Source organism: Xanthobacter autotrophicus, assembly GCF_005871085.1.
GTDB classification, from domain to species: Bacteria; Pseudomonadota; Alphaproteobacteria; order Rhizobiales; family Xanthobacteraceae; genus Xanthobacter; species Xanthobacter autotrophicus.
Genome location: NZ_VAUP01000038.1, coordinates 1 through 18,719 on the forward strand (window position 1 = coordinate 1; position 18,719 = coordinate 18,719).

Consider the following 18,719-nt stretch of genomic DNA (forward strand, 5'->3'; position numbering starts at 1 on the left):
GCGGCATGGAATTGCGCGGGCGCTACACCGTGTTCGCCGAGGGTGCGCGCGGCCATCTCACCAAGCAGCTCATCGCCAGATACGGCCTCGACGCCGGCCGCGACGTGCCGAAATTCGGCATCGGGCTCAAGGAGCTGTGGAAGGTGAAGCCGGAGAAGCACAAGCCCGGCCTGGTGCAGCACGGCTTCGGCTGGCCGCTGGACGGCAAGACCGGCGGCGGCGCCTTCCTTTACCATATGGAAGATGAGCAGGTGATGGTGGGCTTCGTGGTCCACCTCAACTACCAGAACCCCTGGCTGTCGCCCTTCGACGAGTTCCAGCGCTTCAAGACCCACCCCTTCTTCAGGGACACCTTCGAGGGCGGCAAGCGCATCGCCTATGGCGCGCGGGCGCTGTCGGAAGGCGGCTACCAGAGCGTGCCGAAGCTGAGCTTCCCCGGCGGCGTGCTGGTGGGCTGCGCGGCGGGCTTCGTGAACGTGCCGCGCATCAAGGGCAGCCATAATGCGGTGCTCTCGGGCATCCTCGCCGCCGACCACCTCGCCGGGGCGCTGGCCGAGGATCGCGGCCACGACGAGCTTGCGAGCTACGAGGCGGCGTGGCGCTCCTCCGCCATCGGCGCGGACCTGAAGAAGGTGCGCAATGTGAAGCCGCTGTGGTCGAAGCTCGGCACCTTCATCGGCATTCCGCTCGGCGCGCTGGACATGTGGACCAACACGCTGGGCTTCTCTTTGTTCGGCACCCTGAAGCACGGCAAGACCGACGCCGCCTCCCTGAAGCCGGCCAAGGACTGCAAGAAGATCGCCTATCCCAAGCCGGATGGCGTGCTGACCTTCGACAAGCTGTCCTCGGTGTTCATCTCCAACACCAACCACGAGGAAGACCAGCAGGTGCATCTGGTGGTGAAGGACATGGCTTTGCAGAAGGCGTCGGAGCACGACATCTATGCCGGCCCGTCCAACCGCTACTGCCCGGCGGGGGTCTATGAATGGATCGAGGAGGGGGCGGACGCGCCGCGCTTCCAGATCAACGCGCAGAACTGCGTGCACTGCAAGACCTGCGATATCAAGGACCCCAACCAGAACATCACCTGGACCGCCCCCGAGGGCGGCGGCGGACCCAACTATCCGAACATGTGAGGGGGAGGGGCTGCAGTCCGCAGCTTGGGGCGCGGAGCGGAGCCGCCCCCGCCCTCCCCATCACGCCCTGACGCCACCTCACCGCCGTCATCCCCCGGCTTGACCGGGGGATCCATCGAGCCGCTTGCCCGGCCCCGCGGCGTGGATGCCCCGGTCAAGCCGGGGCATGACGAGCGTGTGTGGGACGTGTTCCTCAAGGGGCCGCGCAGGCTGGCGTCGGCGTTCGCCCCTCAGCCGCCGTTGGCGGCAGCCTGAGCGATCTGGGGCAGTGCCTCCACTACCACTTCGGCCAGGGCCTGGCCGTAGAGGATGAGGCAGGGGCCTTCGGCGCCCGCCTCGGCGGCGCGGGCCACCTCTTCCGCCAGCGTCGCGACGGTCGCGAGGATCACCTTCTCCTCCGGCCGCGTCACCGAGAACATGGCCACCGCCGGCGTGGCGGGGTCGATGCCGGCGGCCATCAGGTTGCGCACCAGATCCGGCAGGGTGCGGCGGGGCATGTAGACCACGGTCGTGGCCGCCTTGTCGGCCAGCGCGTTGAAGTCGAGGTCCTTGGGCAGCTTGCCGTCGCGGGCGTGGGCGGTGACGAATTGCAGCCGCCGCGCATGGTCGCGGTGGGTGAGCGAGGTGACGAGCCGGCTCGCCGCCCCCTGCGGCGCCGAGATGCCGGGGATCACCTCCACCGGAACCCCCGCCGCGCGGCAATGGGCGATCTCCTCGCCGGCGCGGCCGAAGATCATAGGCTCGCCGCCCTTCAGGCGCACCACGCGGCGGCCTTCCTTGGCGAGGTCCACCATCAAAGCGTTGATGTCGTCCTGCTTGCAGGAGGGGCCGTAGCCGGTCTTGCCCACCAGCATCTTCTTCGCCTCGCGCCGGGCGAAATCGAGGATCGCGCCGGAGACGAGGTCGTCATAGAGCACCACGTCCGCCGATTGCAGCGCGCGCACCGCTTTCAGCGTCAGCAGCTCCGGATCGCCGGGACCTGCGCCCACCAGCACCACCGAGCCGCCATGGCCGGAGCGATGCGCCGTGCCTTCCGCCTCGATGGCGGCGAACAGGGCGGCGCGGTCGGTATCCTCCGGCACCCGGTTGGGCTCGGCCAGCGCGGTGGCGGCGAAGCGTTCCCAGAAGGCGCGGCGGGCATGGTGGGAGAGGCCGCGCGCGGTGACCGCCTGCCGCCAGGTCTTCGCGGCCAGCGCCCAGGCCTTGAAGCCCGAGGGCAGGAGCGCCTCGATCTTGGCCCGCACCGCCTGCCCGAAGACGGGGGCCGCGCCATCGGTTGAAATGCCAACCACCAGCGGCGAGCGGTTGACGATGGCGCCGAAGGTGAAATCACAAAGGGCCGGCCGGTCGATCACATTCACCGGTACGCCGGCGGCGCGGGCGGTGGCGGTGAAGCGCCGGGCGTCCGCCTCTTCGTCAAAGCCGGCCACCGCGAGGACGGCGCCGGGGATATCGTCGGCATGCCAGTCGCGCACATGGATCGAGATGGGGCCGCGGGGCGGCGCGCCGGCCAGCCGCCACAGGTCCTCGCAGACATGGGGGGCGATCACCTCCACCCGCGCTCCGGCAGCGGAGAGCAGTTCCGCCTTCCAGGCCGCCGGCTCGCCGCCGCCCGCCACCAGCACGCGCCGGCCTTCAAGGCCGAAGAACACCGGCAGGCGCGCGAGGGCCTCCATGCGCGCATGTCCGGCTTGGCGCGGGGCGCGGGGCGATGGGGTTTCGGGGCCGGTGGCGGCCATGGGGAAAGATGCTCCCGAACTGTTGGATCTTGAACGTAAGGCGTGCCGGTCCGCCGATCAACGCGGGTGCGGCGCTCCGGCGGCAGCGCGCGCCGTCGCCGGAGCATGTGGCAGGCTGAAGCTCAGCCGCGGGCGGCAACGACGATGATTTCCACCAGATACTTGGGGGCGGCGAGCTTGCCTTCGCTGGTGGCGCGGGCCGGCGGGTTGTCCTGGTCGACCCAGGCGTCCCACACGGCGTTCATGCCGGCGAAATTGGCGATGTCCGACAGCCAGATGGTGGCGGTGAGGAGGCGGGACTTATCGGTGCCGGCGCGGGCCAGAAGGGCGTCGATGGAGGCGAGGACGGCCTTGGTCTGGCTTTCCACGTCCGGCCCCTCGGCCACCTGGCCGGCGAGGTAGACGGTGTTGCCGTGGATCACGGCTTCGCTCATGCGGCGGCCCTTGTCGAGCCTCTCGATGCTCATGGGATGGTCCTTTTTGAGGGGGAAGCAGGGAGACGGTCTTTAGCAGCTTCAGGGGCGGCCAAGTCAACCGGGGGAACGTCAACCGGGGGAACGTCAACCGGGGGGACCGTCGCCGGCCAGTCGGTCGCGGACAACTCAAGCGCCGTCATGCTCCGGCTTGACCGGAGCATCCATCCCGTCGCCGGGTGCGATGCCCGGCTAGGGCATGGGCCCTCCGGTCAAGCCCGAGGGCGACGATGGTTCGGGAGTGGAATGGAAGAGACCGTCGAAGGTGCTTCCAGAATCCGGCGCTTCTGGGGTTTGCCCCTCCCCAACCCTCCCCCGCAAGCGGGAGAGGGGGGCGCGGTGGCTCCAGAACTGCAGTCGGCCGGGACACACCGGACGCCCCCTCAGTGCGCCTCTTCCCAGTTCTTCGCGGCCCGCGCGTCCACCTTCAGCGGCACGGCGAGGGCGATGGCGGGGGCGGCTGCCGTTTCCATGGCGTAGCGCACCACCGGGATGGTGGCCTCCGCCTCGCCCTCCGGCACCTCGAACACCAGTTCGTCGTGCACCTGCAGCAGCATGCGGGCTTCGAGCCTCGCCTTCTCCAGCGCCGGCTCCATGCGGATCATGGCGCGGCGGATGATGTCCGCCGCCGTGCCTTGCAGGCGGGCATTGATGGCGGCGCGCTCATTGAAGGCGCGGATGGAGGGGTTCTTGGCCGCGATCTCCGGATAATGGCAGCGCCGGCCGAACAGGGTCTCCACATAGCCGTGCTCGCGACAGAAGGTCTTGGTCTCCTCCATATAGTCGCGGATGCCGGGGAAGCGCTCGAAGTAGCGCTTGATGTATTGCCCCGCCTCCTCGCGCGGAATGCCCAGCTGGTTGGCGAGGCCGAAGGCGGAAATGCCGTAGATGATGCCGAAATTGATGGCCTTGGCGCGCCGGCGCACCTCGGCCGGCATGTCCTTCACCGGCACGTTGAACATCTCCGACGCGGTCATGGCGTGGATGTCCAGCCCCTCGGTGAAGGCGGTGCGCAGGGCCGGGATCTCGGCGATCTCGGCGAGCAGCCGCAGCTCGATCTGCGAATAGTCCGCCGAAACCAGCAAATTGCCCTCTTCCGCAACGAAGGCGCGGCGGATGCGCCGGCCCTCCTCGGTGCGGATGGGGATGTTCTGCAGGTTAGGATCGGAGGAGGACAGCCGCCCGGTGGTGGTGGCGGCCAGCGCGTAGGAGGTGTGGACCCGCTTCGTCTGCGGATTCACGAAATGGGGCAGGGCGTCCGTATAAGTGGATCGCAGCTTGGAAAGCTGGCGCCACTCCAGAATCTTCTGCGGCAGCTTGTGGCCGGCTTCGGCCAGCTCCTCCAGCGCGGTGGCCTTGGTGGACCACATGCCGGTGGCGGTCTTGGTGCCGCCGGGCAGGCCCATCCTGCCGAACAGGATGTCGCCCATCTGCTTGGGGCTGCCCACGTTCAGCCGCTCGCCGGCCAGTTCCGCGATCTCGTCCTCGATGCGCGCCGCGCCCTGGGCGAACTCGGACGAAAGGCGCGCCAGCATCGCCTTGTCGATGGAGATGCCCCGGCTCTCCATGCGCGCCAGCACGGCGATGAGCGGGCGCTCCAAGGTCTCGTAGACGGTGGTGCGGCCCTCGGCGGCGAGGCGCGGCTTCAGCACCTGCCACAGGCGCAGGGTCACGTCCGCATCCTCGGCGGCATATTGGGTGGCGGGCTCCATCGCCACCTTGTCGAAGGTCACCTTGCCCTTGCCCTTGCCGGTCACCTCGGAGAAGGCGATGGGCTGGTGGCCCAGATGCAGCACGGACAATTCGTCCATGCCGTGGCCGTTCTTGCCCGCGTCCAGCGCGTAGGACATGCACATGGTGCAGTCGAACGGCGAAACATCAATGCCGTGGCGGGCGAGCACGAGCTGGTCGTACTTCACATTGTGCCCGACCTTCAGGGTGCCCTTGTCCTCCAGCACGCCCTTGAGCGCGGCGATGGCGTCGCGGACCGGGATCTGTCCCGGCAGCTGCCCCTCGCTGAACAGGCCGTCGCCGGCTCCGGTGTGGGCTAGCGGGATGTAGCAGGCTTCGTTGGGCGACAGCGCCAGCGAGACGCCCACGAGGTCGGCCTGCATTGGGTCGAGGGACGTGGTCTCGGTGTCGAAGGCGAGAAGCCCCTGGTCCTGCGCCTTGGCGCACCATGCCTTCAGCTCATCGAGGTCGAGGATGGTGCGGTAGGCCGTGCGATCCACGGGAGTGGCGCGCGCCGCGCTGGCGCGGGCATGGGCGAGGTCGGCGGGATTGAGCGTGCCGTCCATGGCCTGGGCCACGGCCGAGGGCGCTTCCCCACCCGTGGCCGGCGCTTCGCCGTCCGTCTCCTCCGTCGAGGAGGGGGCGGAGAGGGAGAACAGGCCGGCGGGGGCGAGCCTTGGGTCGGCCTCCACCTCGGCGGCCTCCACGCCATAGGCCTCGGCCACGCGGCGGGTGATGGTGGTGAATTCCATGGCCTTCAGGAAGGCGATGAGGCGCCGGGCGTCGGGTGCTTCCAGCACCAGGTCTTCCAGCGGCACCTCGACGGAAACGTCGCGCACCAGCGTGACCAGCGTCTTGGAGATGCGCGCCGCCTCGGCATTGGTAAGCAGAGATTCGCGCCGCTTGGGCTGCTTGATCTCGCCGGCGCGGGCCAGCAGGGTTTCAAGGTCGCCATATTCGCCGATGAGCTGGGCGGCGGTCTTGACGCCGATGCCGGGCACGCCGGGCACGTTGTCGGTGCTGTCGCCCGCCAGCGCCTGCACGTCGGTGACCTTCTCCGGCGGCACGCCGAAATATTCGAGCACCTCGCCTACCCCGATGCGTCGCTCCGGCCGCGCCCCGCGCCCGCCGCTCTCGCCGGAGGCGGGGTCGTACATGGCGACCTTGGGGCCGACCATCTGCATCAGATCCTTGTCGGCGGAGACGATGAGCACGTCCGCCCCCGCCTTCACCGCCTGGTCGGCATAGGTGGCGATGAGGTCGTCCGCCTCGTAGCGCGCCTGCTCCACCGGGATGAGGCCGAAGGCACGCACCGCTTCGCGCATGAGCGGGAACTGGGGGATGAGTTCTTCCGGCGGCTCGGAGCGGTTGGCCTTGTAGTCGGGATAAAGCTCCTTGCGGAAACTGTCCTCGGATTTGTCGAAGATGATAGCGAGGTGGGTCGGCTTGATGCCCACCGCCCCGTCGCGCACGAACTGCAGGAGCTTGGTGCAGAACAGTCGCACCGCGCCGGTGGGCAGCCGGTCGGAGCGGAAATTGTACTTCCGGTCCTGGTTGATGGACTGGAAATAGGCGCGGAACACGAAGGACGAGCCGTCCACCAGGAACACATGGTCGCCGGGCTGAAGCGGGCGGGGGGAGGGCGACATCTCAAGGTCCTCAGGAACAGGTCCGCGCAGACAGGCGGTTCGCAATGGCGCGCACGATGCCCGAGGGGGCGGCCCGGAACAAGTGCGCGGACCCCGCAGTCCCCGGCGCCGGGCACGGGCGGGCGGCGCGGCGCCCTGTCACGCAGCGGTGAGGCGCCGCCATTGGATTTGGCCCGCCGCCCACGCTATCCTGCGCCGCGCGCCCGGCCGACTGCCGGTGCGTGACCGCCGCAAGGGAAGTTGTTCGACCATGGCCCTCACCCTCCACCGCCAGATGGACGACCACGCCGCCGGCCCCGCGCCGCGCGGGTCGCACTCCGGGCGGTCGGGCGTGGGGGTGCGGATGGTCGTGGTCGGCAGCGTGGTTGCCGCCGGTGCGCTGTTTGCGGCAGCCTGCGTGCTGTGGGCGCGGCATGGCGCCACCGTCTTCTTCGACATCATGAGCGCGGGCATCGCCGCCTGCCTGTGACCCCACCCTCCCGCCGCGTTCGCGCCCGCCCGTGACGCCGCCGCGTGCCGGATCCGATCGCAAAGGCCAAGATCGCTCGCCCATGTCCCAGATCAAGCTGTCGCAACGCACCAAGATCATCGCCCTGTTCTGCGCCTTCGCGGCCGGCGCCCTCGTCATGGTCACCGCGGTGACCATGCTGGTGGGCAACCCAGCGCCGCGGGTGACGAGCACCGGCACCGCCGCCGTGGGCGGGCCGTTCAAGCTGGTGGACCAGACAGGCGCTCCCGTCACCGAAGCCGCGCTGAAGGGCAAGCCCAGCCTGATCTTCTTCGGCTTCACCCATTGCCCGGACGTGTGCCCCACCGCCTTGTTCGAGATGTCGGAGATCCTCACAGCCCTCGGCCCCGACGCGGACAAGGCGCAGGTGTTCTTCGTGAGCGTGGACCCGGAGCGCGACACGCCGGAGACGCTGAAATCCTATCTGTCGAGCTTTGCCCCACAGATCCGCGGCCTCACCGGCTCGCCCGAGGCGGTGGATGTGATTAAGAAGGAATATCGCGTCTATTCCCGCAAGGTGCCGCTGACGGACGGGGACTACACCATGGACCACACTGCGGTGGTCTATCTCATGGACAAGTCCGGCACCTTCGTCGCCCCGTTCAATTCCAAGCGGCCGCCGGCCGAGGCGGCGGCGGAGCTGAAGCGCTATCTTTGAGGCCTGACGCCGGGCCGGGCCTGCTGAAAGCTGCGCCCGGGCGCGGCACCTGCCGCCCTGAACCGGCCACGGCCGCCCGCAGACGTGTGCTCATGTCCCGTTCCGAACGCCTTTTCGATCTGCTCGACGTCCTGCGTCGCCACCGCCATCCGGTGAGCGGGAGGGTGCTCGCGCAGGAGATCGGCGTCAGCATCCGCACGCTGTATCGAGACATCGCCAGCCTTCAGGCGCAGGGTGCGCACATCGAGGGCGAACCGGGCGTCGGCTACGTGCTGAAACCGGGCTTCCTCCTGCCGCCCCTCATGTTCACGCTTGAGGAGGTTGAGGCGCTGGCGCTGGGGTCACGCTGGGTGGCGGAACGCGCCGACGGCAGGCTCGGCACGGCGGCCCGCAGCGCGCTGGCGCGCATCGCTGCGGTGCTTCCCCCCGATCTGCGCGAGGAGCTGGAGACATCGGCCCTGCTTATCGGTCCCGGCCCGATGATCCCCGGCGACGCGGTCGATCCGGCCCTGCTGCGCAAGGCGATCCGGACCGAACGGAAGCTGCGGCTTGCCTACAGCGATGCCTCTGCCGTGCCCTCGCAGCGTGTCGTCTGGCCCTTTGCACTGGCGTTCTTCGATCAGGTGCGGGTGCTGCTCGGCTGGTGCGAGCTGCGCGGCGACTTCCGCAGCTTTCGCACCGACCGCATCCATGACGCAGAACTGCTCGAGGCCCGCTATCCCAGGCGCCGGCAGGCGCTGCTGAAGGCGTGGCGTCAGGCTCAGTCCCGGGTGCATGATGCTGCCGGAAACTGACAGCAGGGCACCGTAGGCATGGCTCCCGATCGAAATCGAGCAGGAGCAAATCATGACCGAGACCAACAACCTTCTCCTTTATGTCGCCGACCCCGAGGCCAGCGGTCGCTTCTATGCCGGGCTGCTGGGGCTTGAGGCGGTGGAAGTGAGCCCGACCTTCGTGCTGCTGATGCTGCGCTCCGGGCTCGCGCTCGGCCTGTGGAAGGCATCGGGCGTCGAGCCGGTGCCTACGGCGTCCGGCGGCGGGAGCGAAATGGGATTCAAGGTGGCGCGCGCTGCCGACGTGGATGCCACTTATGCCGCATGGCTGACGCGTGGGGCGAGGATCGCCCTGCCGCCTACCGACCTCGATTTCGGCCGCAGCTTCGTGGCGCTCGATCCCGATGGCCACCGCCTGCGCGTCTATGCCTTGGCGGATGCGGCATGAGCGGGGCCGGCCGGGGGCCTCTTCGCAACGCCCATGGACCCGCTCCGGCGGAGCGCCGCCGCCTGCGCCACGCGGTGGCGGGCGACGCCGTGCTCGGTCTTCTGCCAGTGGTGGGGCCGGCGCAGCAACTCGAACAGCGCCCGCCACGCCGCCGCTGACAGCAAGAGCCAGTAGAACGGGATGCCGAGCACCACCTTGAGCCCCGGCACGCGGGCGCGCCGTCGCAGCCCCACCCAGGTGATGGCGGCGGTGCCGGCGTAGCCGGCGAACAGGGTGGTGAAGGTCAGGGCCGAGGTCAGCGCCTCGGCCAGCGAACCGCGCGGCAGGCCGATGACCCCGCGCAGCATGTCCGCCAGCAGCAGTGCGACGCAGAACGGGTGGACGAGGGCCGCCGCAAACGGGCCTGCCGCGAGCAGCAGCAGCGCCAGCGCGGGGCCGACGCCGAGATCCGCCATCAGCGCCTTCGGCTGGCGCAGATGCACCAAGAGCGTTTGCGCCCAGCCCTTGAGCCAGCGGGTGCGCTGACCGAGCCAGGCGCGGGTGCTCACCGGGGCCTCCTCGAAGGTGGTGGATGAGATCACCCGGGTCTGCCAGCCGGCGCGGGCGAGGCGAATGCCCAGGTCCGCATCCTCGGTGACGTTGAACGGGTCCCAACCGCCCACCTCGTCCAGCACCCGGCGGCGGAAATGGTTGGACGTGCCCCCGAGCAGGATGGGCAGGCCCAGCGCGCTCAGCATGGGCAAGAGCACGTCGAACTGAGCGGCGTATTCGGCGGCGAACGAGGCGGCGATCCAGCTGTCGTCGCCATTGTCGATGGCAAGGCGCGCCTGCACGCAGGCCACATTCGGCCCGCCGTGGCGGAACGCCTCCAGCGCCCGGCGCAACTGGTCCGGCTCCGGCAGGTCCTCCGCATCATAGACGGCGATGAAGCTACCGCGAGCAGCGGCGAGGGCCACCGCCAGCGCCTTGGGCTTGGTGCGCGGGCCGATGGCGGGCACCGGCACCTCTTCCATGTGTGGCGGCAGGGTGAGGGCGGCGATGGCGGCGCGGGTGCCGGCGTCGTCGGCTTCCACCACCAATTTGATGTCCAGCTTCTCCGGGGGATAGTCCAGCGCCCCGAGGGCGGCCACCAGATGCGGCACGCTTGCCGCCTCGCGATAGAGCGGCACCAGCAGGGAATAGACCGGCAGTTGCCGGTCATCCAGCGTCGGCGGCAGGTCGGCGGGCGGGTCATAGGTGCAGGCGGCAAGGCGCAGGGAGACCCAGCCGAGGAACACCAGCGACAGCAGCGCCTGGACGAGAAGCACCCCCTGTTCCGGCGCCAGCGCCAGCAGGGCCGCCAGCGGCAGGCCCACCACCAGGGCAATGCGCCCGAGCACCCGCTTGGGGTCGAGGGTCGCGGCGGATTTCAGCGGGTCGCGGGCGGGCAGCCGCGCCACGGCGGCCTGCGCTAGGACTGGTCCGGCGGCGGCCATGACCGTGCGCCGGAGCGCCCCCGGCTCGGCGAGGCGCACCCGCCCGGCAAGGGCTGGATCCCGCCGCAGCGCCAGTGCCAGGCGTCGCACGTCGCGCCCCCGGGCGGCGAGCGTAAAGCGCGGGCGCGTGCCGGCCGGCGACTCGACGCACACGCCGGTGCGCAGCACGGCTTCGGCGGTCGCAGCGTCCTGGGGTGCGGCGATGCCATCCGGATCGACGACGGCGAGGCCGAGATGGGCGGCGAGCAGGCCCGTCGCCGCTGTCGCGTCGGTCGTTCCCTGGGCGATGAGCACCTGATCGCCACCGACGCCGAGCCGGCGGGCGCGGCGGGCTGCGGCCTGAATATCGTCGTGCGGCAGATGGCCGATGAACGGCCTCAGCTCGAAGGGCAGGGCTTCGGCATGGGGGTGGGTGGCAACAGGGGATGCGAGCGTCGCACACGGGCCGTGCGCGGCGCTGCGTTCCGGGCTATTTCGCTCCTCGGTCCGCCGTCCGGCCCACCCCTTGCCGGCGGACCGCGCATCCCCCACCATGCGCCGCCCCTTCGAGTGCAACCGTAAGGTAACCGCGCCCACATGGCTCTACCAGTCCTCATCGCCCACCTGCGGGCCGTGGTCGCGGGCCGTGGCCCGGGACGGCGCCTTTTCACTGTGCTTGTGTTCGCCGCGCTCGCGCTGGCGGTCCTGCCCTGGGGCGCGCAGGCCCAGCAGCCGCCGGGTCCGTCACCGGTGTGGGGGCCGGTCCGGGGCGGACAGGTGAGCGGGCAAGGGGGCGGCGGGGTTTCGGTGCCCAATTTCTGGAACGTGGAGCGCCGGCTGGAGCGCCCCGATGCCGCGCGGCTGCCCAAGGAATTGCGCTTCCTCACCACCGATGACTATCCGCCCTTCAACTTCCTCAATTCCGAGGGCGTCCTCTCCGGCTTCAACGTGGATCTCGCCCGGGCCATCTGCGCCGAGCTGGGGGTGACCTGCGTGCTTCAGGCGGCATCCTTCGACACGCTTGCTGACAGTGTCGAGCAGGGGCGGGCGGAAGCGGCCATCGCCGGCCTCGCCGCCACGCCCCAATCGCGCACCGCTCTGGATTTCTCCGAGCGCTATCTGGGCACCCCGGCGCGCTTCGTGGGCAAACGGCAGGAGACGCTCACAGCCGCCACCCCGGAAAACGTGGCCGCCAAGAAGGTGGCGGTGGTCGCCCGCACCGCCCACGAGGCCTATTTGCGCTCGTTCTTCAACGAAGCCGCCATCCGTCCCTTTCCGGACCTGAAGGCGGCGCAGGAGGCGCTGAAGGCGGGCCAGGTGGACCTCCTGTTCGGCGACGGGATCACGCTGGCCCTGTGGCTCAACGGCGCGGACAGCGCCAATTGCTGCCGCTTCATCGGCGGCCCCTTCACCGAGAGCCGGTTCTTCGGCGACGGCTTCTCCGTGGCGGTGAAGGAGGGCAACGACACCCTGCGCCACGCCATGGACTTTGCCCTCCAGCGCATCTGGGAGAAGGGCGTCTATACCGATCTCTACCTGCGCTGGTTCCCCATCGGCTTCTATTGAGGGCGAGGGGATCCCGTCGCGGATGGCGTTTCGGCCGACGCGCGTTGACGCCACCCGCCGACATTCCTAAGTTCGCGCTCCTTTTTTGGAGCCTGCCATGTCCGCCGCCCCGTCCGATACTGCCTCGCCCGTCTTCGCCGATCCGGCCGACCTCGCCGGCGAGCTGAAGCGCGTGGCCGAAACGGCCACGGCCTGGCCGTTCGAGGAAGCGCGCAAGTTGGTGGAGCGGCTGAAGCGCCACCCCAAGGAGCGCGGATCGGACGAAGTGCTGTTCGAGACCGGCTATGGCCCTTCGGGCCTGCCGCACATCGGCACCTTCGGCGAGGTGGCGCGCACCACCATGGTGCGCCACGCCTTCCGTGTGCTCACCGAAGACAAGGTGAAGACCCGCCTCGTCGCCTTCTCCGACGACATGGACGGCCTGCGCAAGGTGCCGGACAACGTCCCCAACAAGGACATGCTGCAGAAGGCCCTGGGCCTGCCGCTGACCAAGGTGCCCGATCCGTTCGGCACCCATGACAGCTTCGGCGAGCACAACAACGCCCGCCTGCGCGCGTTCCTGGACGCCTTCGGCTTCCAGTACGAATTCATGTCGGCCACCGACTGCTACATGTCCGGCCGGTTCGACGCCACGCTGCTGAAGGTGCTGCATCATTACGAGAAGGTGATGAACGTGATGCTGCCCTCCCTGCGCGAGGAGCGGGCGGCGTCCTATTCCCCCTTCCTGCCCATCTGCCCGCGCACCGGCCGGGTGCTCCAGGTGCCGATCCTTGAACACCACGTGAAGCATGGCACCGTCACCTATGAGGACCCGGACACGAAGGAAAAGGTGACGGTCCCGGTCACCGGCGGCGGCTGCAAGCTGCAGTGGAAGCCGGACTGGGCCATGCGCTGGGTGGCGCTGGGCGTCGACTACGAGATGGCGGGCAAGGACCTTATCGATTCCGTCAAGCTTTCCAGCCAGATCGCCAGGGCGCTCGGCGGGGAGCCGCCGGAGGGTTTCAATTACGAGCTGTTCCTCGACGAGAAGGGGCAGAAGATCTCCAAGTCCAAGGGCAATGGCCTGTCCATCGAGGACTGGCTGAAATATGCCTCGCCGGAGAGTCTCAGCCTGTTCATGTTCCAGTCGCCCCGCTCGGGCAAGCGGCTGTTCTTCGATGTCATTCCGCGCAACGTGGACGATTATTTCGGCTTCCTCGGCAAGTATGAGGAGCAGGACCTCAAGCTGCGCCTCGGCAACCCGGTGTGGCACATCCACGGGGGTGAGCCGCCCAAGGTGGAGATGCCGGTCTCCTTCACCATGCTGCTGAACCTCGCCTCCGCTTCCAACACCGAGGACGAGAGCGTGTTGTGGGGCTTCCTGCGTCGCCACGTGCCGGGGGTGTCCGCCGAAACCCATCCAAAGCTTGCCGAGCTGGTGGGCTACGCGGTCAAGTACTTCCACGATTTCGTAAAGCCGAACAAGGTGTTCCGGGCGCCCGACGAGGTCGAGCAGGAGGCCCTCGCCAAGCTCGACGCGGCGCTGGCGGCCCTGCCGGCGGGCGCCACGGCGGACGATATCCAGAACGCGCTCTATGACGTGGCCCGCCCCATCCCGCGCTATCAGGACCTGAAGGCGAAGGGCGCCACCGCGGAGCGGCCGGGCGTGTCCATCGAGTGGTTCAACACCCTCTATCAGGTGCTGCTGGGCCTCGGGCGCGGCCCGCGCTTCGGCTCGTTCGTGGAGATCTACGGCGTCGCCGAGACGAGGGAACTGATCCGCAAGGCGCTGGCCGGGGAACTGGCGACGGCCTGAGGAACATTCATGGCCGGGCTTGTCCCGGCCATCATCCAGCCTTGCGCCCGTTCAGGCCTCTCACACCGGCATCTGGAAGCTCAGCAGCTTGCCCTGCGGGAAGTCGTAGAGCTTGCCGGTTTCCATGAAGGTGGGCAGGCACAGGGGCAGGATGGCGGCAGCCGCCTCCTCGGGGGCGGGCAGCGTCATGGGGTCCTCGCCCGGAAACGCCTTGGCCCGCATCAGGGTGCGGATGGGGCCGGGGTTGAACAGGTTCACCTTGAGATTGCCGGAGACGCTCTCCGCCGCCCAGGTGCGGGCCATCACTTCCAGCCCCGCCTTGGTGAGGGCATAGGGACCCCAATAGGCCCGCGCCTTGTGGGCGGCGCCGGACGAGATCATCACCACCCGCCCGGCCGGCGACAGCTTCAGGAGCGGATCGAACGAGCGCACGCAGCGCCAGTTGGCGGTGAGGTTCACCGCGACGATGTCGTCCCAGTCCTTGGGATAGACATGGCCCAGCGGCGACAGCGGGCCGAGCACCCCGGCATTGGCCACGAACACGTCGAGCCGCCCGTAGCGCTCAAAGAGCGCGCCGCCGAGCCGGTCGATGGCTTCCGAATCCTTGAGATCCAGCGGCACCAGGGTGGCGGTGCCACCCACGGCGCGGATGTTGTCGTCGATGTCCTGGAGCCCGCCGTCGGAGCGGCCGACGCAGACCACATGGGCGCCGGCCCGGGCCAGTGCGATGGCTGTGGCCGCGCCAATGCCGCGGGTGGCGCCGGTGACGAGGGCGATCTTGTCGGCGAGGGGCCGGTCGGCGGTCATGCGGCTTCCGTGGACTGAAGGGAAAAAACACCCTCCCCCGCAGGTTGGGGGGAGGGTTTTTCAAGAGGCGCGGTTCAGCTCGCCTCGGCCAGGAGCGAGAGCTGCTGCTGGCCCACGGCGCCGGCCCGGTCGGTGAGCGGGGTGGGATAGTCGCCGGTGAAGCAGTGATCGGTGAATTGCGGCCTCACCGGATCGCGGCCCTCATAGCCCATGGCGCGGTAGACGCCGTCCACCGAGAGGAAGGCGAGCGAGTCCGCGCCGATATAGCGCCGCATGCCTTCCAGGTCGTGGGTAGCGGCCAGCAGCTTGTCGCGGTCCGGGGTGTCGATGCCGTAATAGTCGGGATGGGTGATGGGCGGGGAGGCGATGCGGAAATGCACCTCCCGGGCGCCGGCATCGCGCATCATCTGCACGATCTTCACCGAAGTGGTGCCGCGCACCAGGCTGTCGTCCACCAGAACGATGGACCGGCCTTCCACCACCGAGCGGTTGGCGGAATGCTTCATGCGCACGCCCTGGTCGCGGATGGACTGGGTGGGCTGGATGAAGGTGCGCCCCACATAATGGTTGCGGATGATGCCCAGTTCGTAGGGGATGCCCGAGGCCTGGGAGAAGCCGATGGCCGCCGGCACGCCGGAATCCGGCACCGGCACGATGACGTCGGCGTTGGCGGGGCTTTCCTCCGCCAGCACGCGGCCCATCTTCTTGCGCACCTGGTAGACCGAGCGCCCGCCCACCACGGAATCGGGCCGGGCGAAATAGATGTATTCGAAGATGCAGGGCCGCGCCGCCATCTCCGGGAACGGCTTGAACGACTGCAGCCCGTCCTCGTCGATCACGATGACTTCGCCGTTCTCCACGTCGCGCACATAGCGCGCGCCGATGATGTCGAGGGCGCAGGTCTCGGAGGCGAGGATGGGCGATCCCTCCAGCATGCCCAGCACCAGCGGGCGGATGCCGAGGGGGTCGCGGGCGCCGATGAGCTTCTTGTTGGTGAGGGCCACCAGGGAGTAGGCCCCCTCCAGCGCGCGCAGGGCGTCGGTGAAGCGGTCGATGAAGCGCGGCTTCTTGGAACGCGCCACGAGGTGCAGGATGGCCTCGGTGTCGGTGGTGGACTGGGTGATGGCCCCGTCCCGCACCAGCTGCTTGCGTAGGGTCAGGCCGTTGGTGAGGTTGCCGTTGTGGCCCACGGCGAAGCCGCCGGCGTCCAGCTCGGCGAACAGCGGCTGCACGTTGCGCAGCAGGGTCTCGCCTGTGGTGGAATAACGCACATGGCCCACCGCCATGTCGCCGGGCAGGCGCTCGATGACGCCGGCGTCGGAGAAGGCGTCGCCCACGAGGCCGAGGCGCCGTTCCGAATGGAAACGCTTGCCGTCATAGGAGACGATGCCGGCCGCTTCCTGACCGCGATGCTGGAGCGCATGCAGGCCGATGGCGGTGATGGCCGCCGCCTCCGGGTGATTGTAGATGCCGAAGACGCCGCATTCCTCGCGGAGGCGATCGCCGTTCAGGTCGAGATCGGCCTGTGCAGCCCTCGCGCGCTCATCCCCGGCTAGCTCCGCCCGCTGGGGATGGCCGTCCTCGGAAAGGGGCTGCTCGCCCCGCCCACCCGCGTTCATCGGGGCGTCACTGTCGCAATCCATCATGCACCTCCGCTCGGGCGGCTTACTGGCCGGCGCCGCGCGTGCTGGCGACGAGCTGGTCGAGGCCCTGACGTTCCGTTGAACGGTAGGATTTAACCCCTACCGCGGATGCGTCAGCCGATCCGGCTGGTCTTGTGGTGCCCCCCAAATCGGTACGCGGCCCCCCCGTCGGGGCGGCCGGGGCGGCGGGCGTGTCGCCCTCCTCTCCGGCGGGCGGCTTCTTCAACTTGTTCAAGATGGTGTTTTCAGGGTCATCCGGCAACTGCGCCTTAAGCCACTCCCCCGCGCTCTTGATGGCGGGGAGCGATTTTGCGTTGGCGACCCACGGCGGCAGCTTCTCCGGCGGCACCAGCCAGTTGAAGAACAGCATGGCGATCACCATGAGGAGCAGGCCGCGCGCCAGCCCGAACATGAAGCCCAGCGTGCGGTCCAGCGCGCCGATTCGGCTGTCGAGCACCACATCGGAGATGCGAGCCGTGATGATCGATGCCAGAAGAAGCGTTCCCAGGAACAGGATTGCCACGGTGACGGCAAGCGCCGCCGTATCCTGGGCAATGTATTGCTTCACGACTGGCAGGAGCTGTTTCTGGAAATACACGGTGACGCCGGCCGCAACCACCCAAGACAGGATGGAGAAAACCTCGCGGAGGAAGCCGCGGACCATGGCCAGCAGCCCCGAAATCAGCATGACCGTCAGAACGATGATGTCGAGCAAAGTCACAGGCATCGGCGCATTGATCCGTCATCCCCGCACCGCGACGCGCGCATGCGCGCGGCATGCCGTCCAGGTATTGCCTGGTGGGAGCCCGCCGCGCGGCTGATATAGCTTGCGCGCCGGCCCGCGTCACCTTCCTGCGTTGGAGTTGGGCCTATCCGGCCTCATCCTCGGCCCATTCGGCGTGTTCCACGGCCCGGGGCCTTTTGTCCCGCTCGCCCCCGCCCCGCGAATCTCGCATGGCTGGTCGGCGGGGGGCGCAGGCCGCGATGGCCGCCACCAGCTCCGCCAGCGAGCCCACCGGCTGCAGCGAGACCTGCGCATCCACCCCGTCGAGGCCGCCGGAGGGCAGCACGGCGCGGGCAAAGCCGAGCTTCGCCGCTTCCTTCAGCCGCGCCGCCGCCTGCGCCACCTGCCGTACGGCGCCGGTGAGGCTGGCCTCGCCGAAATAGACCGCGTCCGCTGGCAAGGGCGCGCCGGTGAGGGAGGAGACGAGGGCTGCGGCAACGGCAAGGTCCGCCGCCGGCTCGCCGATCCTCAGGCCGCCGGCGACGTTGAGATAGACGTCATGCCCGCCGAGCCGCACGCCGCAGCGCGCGTCCAGCACCGCCAGCACCATGGAGAGGCGGTTGGGGTCCCAGCCCACCACGGCGCGGCGCGGGGTGCCGAGCGAAGAGGGCGCCACCAGCGCCTGGATCTCCACCAGCACCGGCCGTGTGCCCTCCATGCCGGCGAACACGGCGGTGCCCGGCGCGCCGGCGTCGCGGTTGGAGAGGAACAGCTCGGAGGGGTTCGCCACCTCGGAGAGGCCGCGCCCGGTCATCTCGAACACGCCGATCTCGTCGGTGGGGCCGAAGCGGTTCTTCTGGGCGCGCAGGATGCGGAACTGGTGGCCGCCGTCGCCCTCGAAGGAGAAGACCGCGTCCACCATGTGCTCCACCACCCGGGGGCCGGCGATCTGGCCATCCTTGGTGACATGGCCGACGAGGATCACGCAGGCCCCGGTCTGCTTGGCGTAGCGCACCAGCAATTGGGCCGAGGTGCGCACCTGTGTCACCGTGCCGGGGGCCGACTCCACGCTGTCCGACCACATGGTCTGGATGGAATCGATCACGACCATGTGAACAGGTGGGCCGCCGGACAGGGTGGCGATGATGTTCTCGGCATTGGTCTCGGCGGCAAGGCTCACCGGCGCCTGTTCCAGCCCGAGGCGCTGGGCGCGCATGCGCACTTGATCCACCGCCTCCTCGCCGGAGACGTAGACGACCCTTTGCCCACTCGCCGCCAGCGCTGCCGAGGCCTGCACCAGCAACGTGGACTTGCCGATACCCGGATCACCGCCGATGAGCAGCACCGAGCCCGGCACGAAGCCGCCGCCGGCCACCCGGTCCAGCTCACCAATGCCGCAGACCATGCGAGGAGCGGGTTTGGCCGTGCCCTGCAGGCTCTCCAGCACCACCGGGCGGCCCTTGCGGCCGGAGCGCTGGGCGGCGGGCACGCTGGCGACGACGGCCACTTCCTCCGCGAGGGTGTTCCAGGCGCCGCACGCCTCGCACTTGCCCTGCCAGCGGGTATAGGCCGCGCCGCAGGACTGGCAGATGAAGGACGAGTCGCGCTTGGCCAT

The 18,719-nt window shown here is 69.2% G+C and carries 15 protein-coding genes; 7 read left to right on the top strand and 8 right to left on the bottom strand.

Annotation, left to right across the window (positions count from 1 at the left end; translation table 11 throughout):
- The coding region (locus FBQ73_RS19280) for an electron transfer flavoprotein-ubiquinone oxidoreductase (RefSeq protein ID WP_138401122.1) at positions 1 to 1,136 on the top strand (1,136 nt) is incomplete at its 5' end.
- A gap of 230 nt (positions 1,137 to 1,366) precedes the next feature.
- Here the strand turns inward: FBQ73_RS19280 and cysG are convergent.
- The 3 genes from cysG to polA all read right to left on the bottom strand — a co-directional run bounded on the left by cysG (position 1,367) and on the right by polA (position 6,728).
- Entirely contained in the window at positions 1,367 to 2,875 is a 1,509-nt protein-coding gene (gene cysG, locus FBQ73_RS19285) for a siroheme synthase CysG (protein ID WP_138401123.1), read from the bottom strand.
- A 122-nt stretch (positions 2,876 to 2,997) separates the two neighbouring features.
- Complete coding sequence (locus tag FBQ73_RS19290; RefSeq protein WP_138401124.1) at positions 2,998 to 3,342, bottom strand: RidA family protein; 345 nt, start codon at positions 3,340 to 3,342, stop codon at positions 2,998 to 3,000.
- 389 nt (positions 3,343 to 3,731) lie between these two features.
- On the bottom strand, positions 3,732 to 6,728 hold the full coding sequence (polA, locus tag FBQ73_RS19295) for a DNA polymerase I (RefSeq protein ID WP_138401125.1): 2,997 nt from the start codon (positions 6,726 to 6,728) through the stop codon (positions 3,732 to 3,734).
- 250 nt (positions 6,729 to 6,978) lie between these two features.
- Between polA and FBQ73_RS19300 the strand changes: the two genes are divergently transcribed.
- The 4 genes from FBQ73_RS19300 (at position 6,979) to FBQ73_RS19315 (ending at position 9,115) form a co-directional block, all read left to right on the top strand.
- Positions 6,979 to 7,197 carry a hypothetical protein gene (locus FBQ73_RS19300; RefSeq protein WP_138401126.1) on the top strand — a complete coding sequence of 73 codons (219 nt, stop codon included), beginning with the start codon at positions 6,979 to 6,981 and terminating at the stop codon, positions 7,195 to 7,197.
- Positions 7,198 to 7,279: 82 nt separating this feature from the next.
- Positions 7,280 to 7,894: an SCO family protein gene (locus FBQ73_RS19305; RefSeq protein ID WP_138401127.1), complete on the top strand. Its 615-nt coding sequence runs from the start codon at positions 7,280 to 7,282 to the stop codon at positions 7,892 to 7,894.
- A 92-nt stretch (positions 7,895 to 7,986) separates the two neighbouring features.
- The gene (locus tag FBQ73_RS19310) at positions 7,987 to 8,688 is read left to right on the top strand and encodes a helix-turn-helix transcriptional regulator (protein ID WP_138401128.1); all 702 of its coding nucleotides are present in this window, start codon (positions 7,987 to 7,989) and stop codon (positions 8,686 to 8,688) included.
- Between the two features lie 52 nt (positions 8,689 to 8,740).
- Positions 8,741 to 9,115 (top strand): VOC family protein, encoded by a 375-nt coding sequence (locus tag FBQ73_RS19315; protein ID WP_138401129.1) that lies wholly within the window; start codon positions 8,741 to 8,743, stop codon positions 9,113 to 9,115.
- Here FBQ73_RS19315 and FBQ73_RS19320 read toward each other — a convergent pair.
- A complete protein-coding gene (locus FBQ73_RS19320) occupies positions 9,091 to 11,124 on the bottom strand; it encodes a glycosyltransferase (RefSeq protein WP_138401130.1) in 2,034 nt (677 codons plus the stop codon). The genes FBQ73_RS19315 and FBQ73_RS19320 overlap by 25 nt on opposite strands.
- A 42-nt stretch (positions 11,125 to 11,166) precedes the next feature.
- Here FBQ73_RS19320 and FBQ73_RS19325 point away from each other — a divergent pair, with 42 nt between their 5' ends.
- Both FBQ73_RS19325 and FBQ73_RS19330 read left to right on the top strand, forming a co-directional pair.
- On the top strand, positions 11,167 to 12,135 hold the full coding sequence (locus tag FBQ73_RS19325) for a transporter substrate-binding domain-containing protein (RefSeq protein ID WP_210236836.1): 969 nt from the start codon (positions 11,167 to 11,169) through the stop codon (positions 12,133 to 12,135).
- Positions 12,136 to 12,232: 97 nt separating this feature from the next.
- Entirely contained in the window at positions 12,233 to 13,930 is a 1,698-nt protein-coding gene (locus tag FBQ73_RS19330; RefSeq protein ID WP_138401131.1) for a lysine--tRNA ligase, read from the top strand.
- Positions 13,931 to 13,990: 60 nt separating this feature from the next.
- Here FBQ73_RS19330 and FBQ73_RS19335 read toward each other — a convergent pair whose 3' ends face one another.
- The 4 genes from FBQ73_RS19335 to radA all read right to left on the bottom strand — a co-directional run bounded on the left by FBQ73_RS19335 (position 13,991) and on the right by radA (position 18,719).
- The gene (locus FBQ73_RS19335; protein ID WP_138401132.1) at positions 13,991 to 14,737 is read right to left on the bottom strand and encodes an SDR family NAD(P)-dependent oxidoreductase; all 747 of its coding nucleotides are present in this window, start codon (positions 14,735 to 14,737) and stop codon (positions 13,991 to 13,993) included.
- 74 nt (positions 14,738 to 14,811) lie between these two features.
- Positions 14,812 to 16,356, bottom strand: a complete 1,545-nt coding sequence (gene purF, locus FBQ73_RS19340; RefSeq protein ID WP_138401133.1) for an amidophosphoribosyltransferase — start codon at positions 16,354 to 16,356, stop codon at positions 14,812 to 14,814.
- A 46-nt stretch (positions 16,357 to 16,402) separates the two neighbouring features.
- Complete coding sequence (locus FBQ73_RS19345; RefSeq protein ID WP_138401134.1) at positions 16,403 to 17,107, bottom strand: CvpA family protein; 705 nt, start codon at positions 17,105 to 17,107, stop codon at positions 16,403 to 16,405.
- 142 nt (positions 17,108 to 17,249) lie between these two features.
- Positions 17,250 to 18,719 carry a DNA repair protein RadA gene (gene radA, locus FBQ73_RS19350; RefSeq protein ID WP_138401135.1) on the bottom strand — a complete coding sequence of 490 codons (1,470 nt, stop codon included), beginning with the start codon at positions 18,717 to 18,719 and terminating at the stop codon, positions 17,250 to 17,252.

Bases quoted from the DNA above. Each gene is read 5' to 3' on its own strand.
- FBQ73_RS19330 (WP_138401131.1), top strand. From the start codon at position 12,233: ATGTCCGCCGCCCCGTCCGATACTGCCTCGCCCGTCTTCGCCGATCCG.
- FBQ73_RS19305 (WP_138401127.1), top strand. From the start codon at position 7,280: ATGTCCCAGATCAAGCTGTCGCAACGCACCAAGATCATCGCCCTGTTC.
- purF (WP_138401133.1), bottom strand. From the start codon at position 16,356: ATGAACGCGGGTGGGCGGGGCGAGCAGCCCCTTTCCGAGGACGGCCAT.
- radA (WP_138401135.1), bottom strand. From the start codon at position 18,719: ATGGCCAAGCGCGACTCGTCCTTCATCTGCCAGTCCTGCGGCGCGGCC.
- FBQ73_RS19325 (WP_210236836.1), top strand. From the start codon at position 11,167: ATGGCTCTACCAGTCCTCATCGCCCACCTGCGGGCCGTGGTCGCGGGC.
- cysG (WP_138401123.1), bottom strand. From the start codon at position 2,875: ATGGCCGCCACCGGCCCCGAAACCCCATCGCCCCGCGCCCCGCGCCAA.
- FBQ73_RS19315 (WP_138401129.1), top strand. From the start codon at position 8,741: ATGACCGAGACCAACAACCTTCTCCTTTATGTCGCCGACCCCGAGGCC.
- FBQ73_RS19300 (WP_138401126.1), top strand. From the start codon at position 6,979: ATGGCCCTCACCCTCCACCGCCAGATGGACGACCACGCCGCCGGCCCC.
- FBQ73_RS19310 (WP_138401128.1), top strand. From the start codon at position 7,987: ATGTCCCGTTCCGAACGCCTTTTCGATCTGCTCGACGTCCTGCGTCGC.
- FBQ73_RS19335 (WP_138401132.1), bottom strand. From the start codon at position 14,737: ATGACCGCCGACCGGCCCCTCGCCGACAAGATCGCCCTCGTCACCGGC.
- FBQ73_RS19320 (WP_138401130.1), bottom strand. From the start codon at position 11,124: ATGGTGGGGGATGCGCGGTCCGCCGGCAAGGGGTGGGCCGGACGGCGG.
- FBQ73_RS19290 (WP_138401124.1), bottom strand. From the start codon at position 3,342: ATGAGCATCGAGAGGCTCGACAAGGGCCGCCGCATGAGCGAAGCCGTG.
- FBQ73_RS19345 (WP_138401134.1), bottom strand. From the start codon at position 17,107: ATGCCTGTGACTTTGCTCGACATCATCGTTCTGACGGTCATGCTGATT.
- polA (WP_138401125.1), bottom strand. From the start codon at position 6,728: ATGTCGCCCTCCCCCCGCCCGCTTCAGCCCGGCGACCATGTGTTCCTG.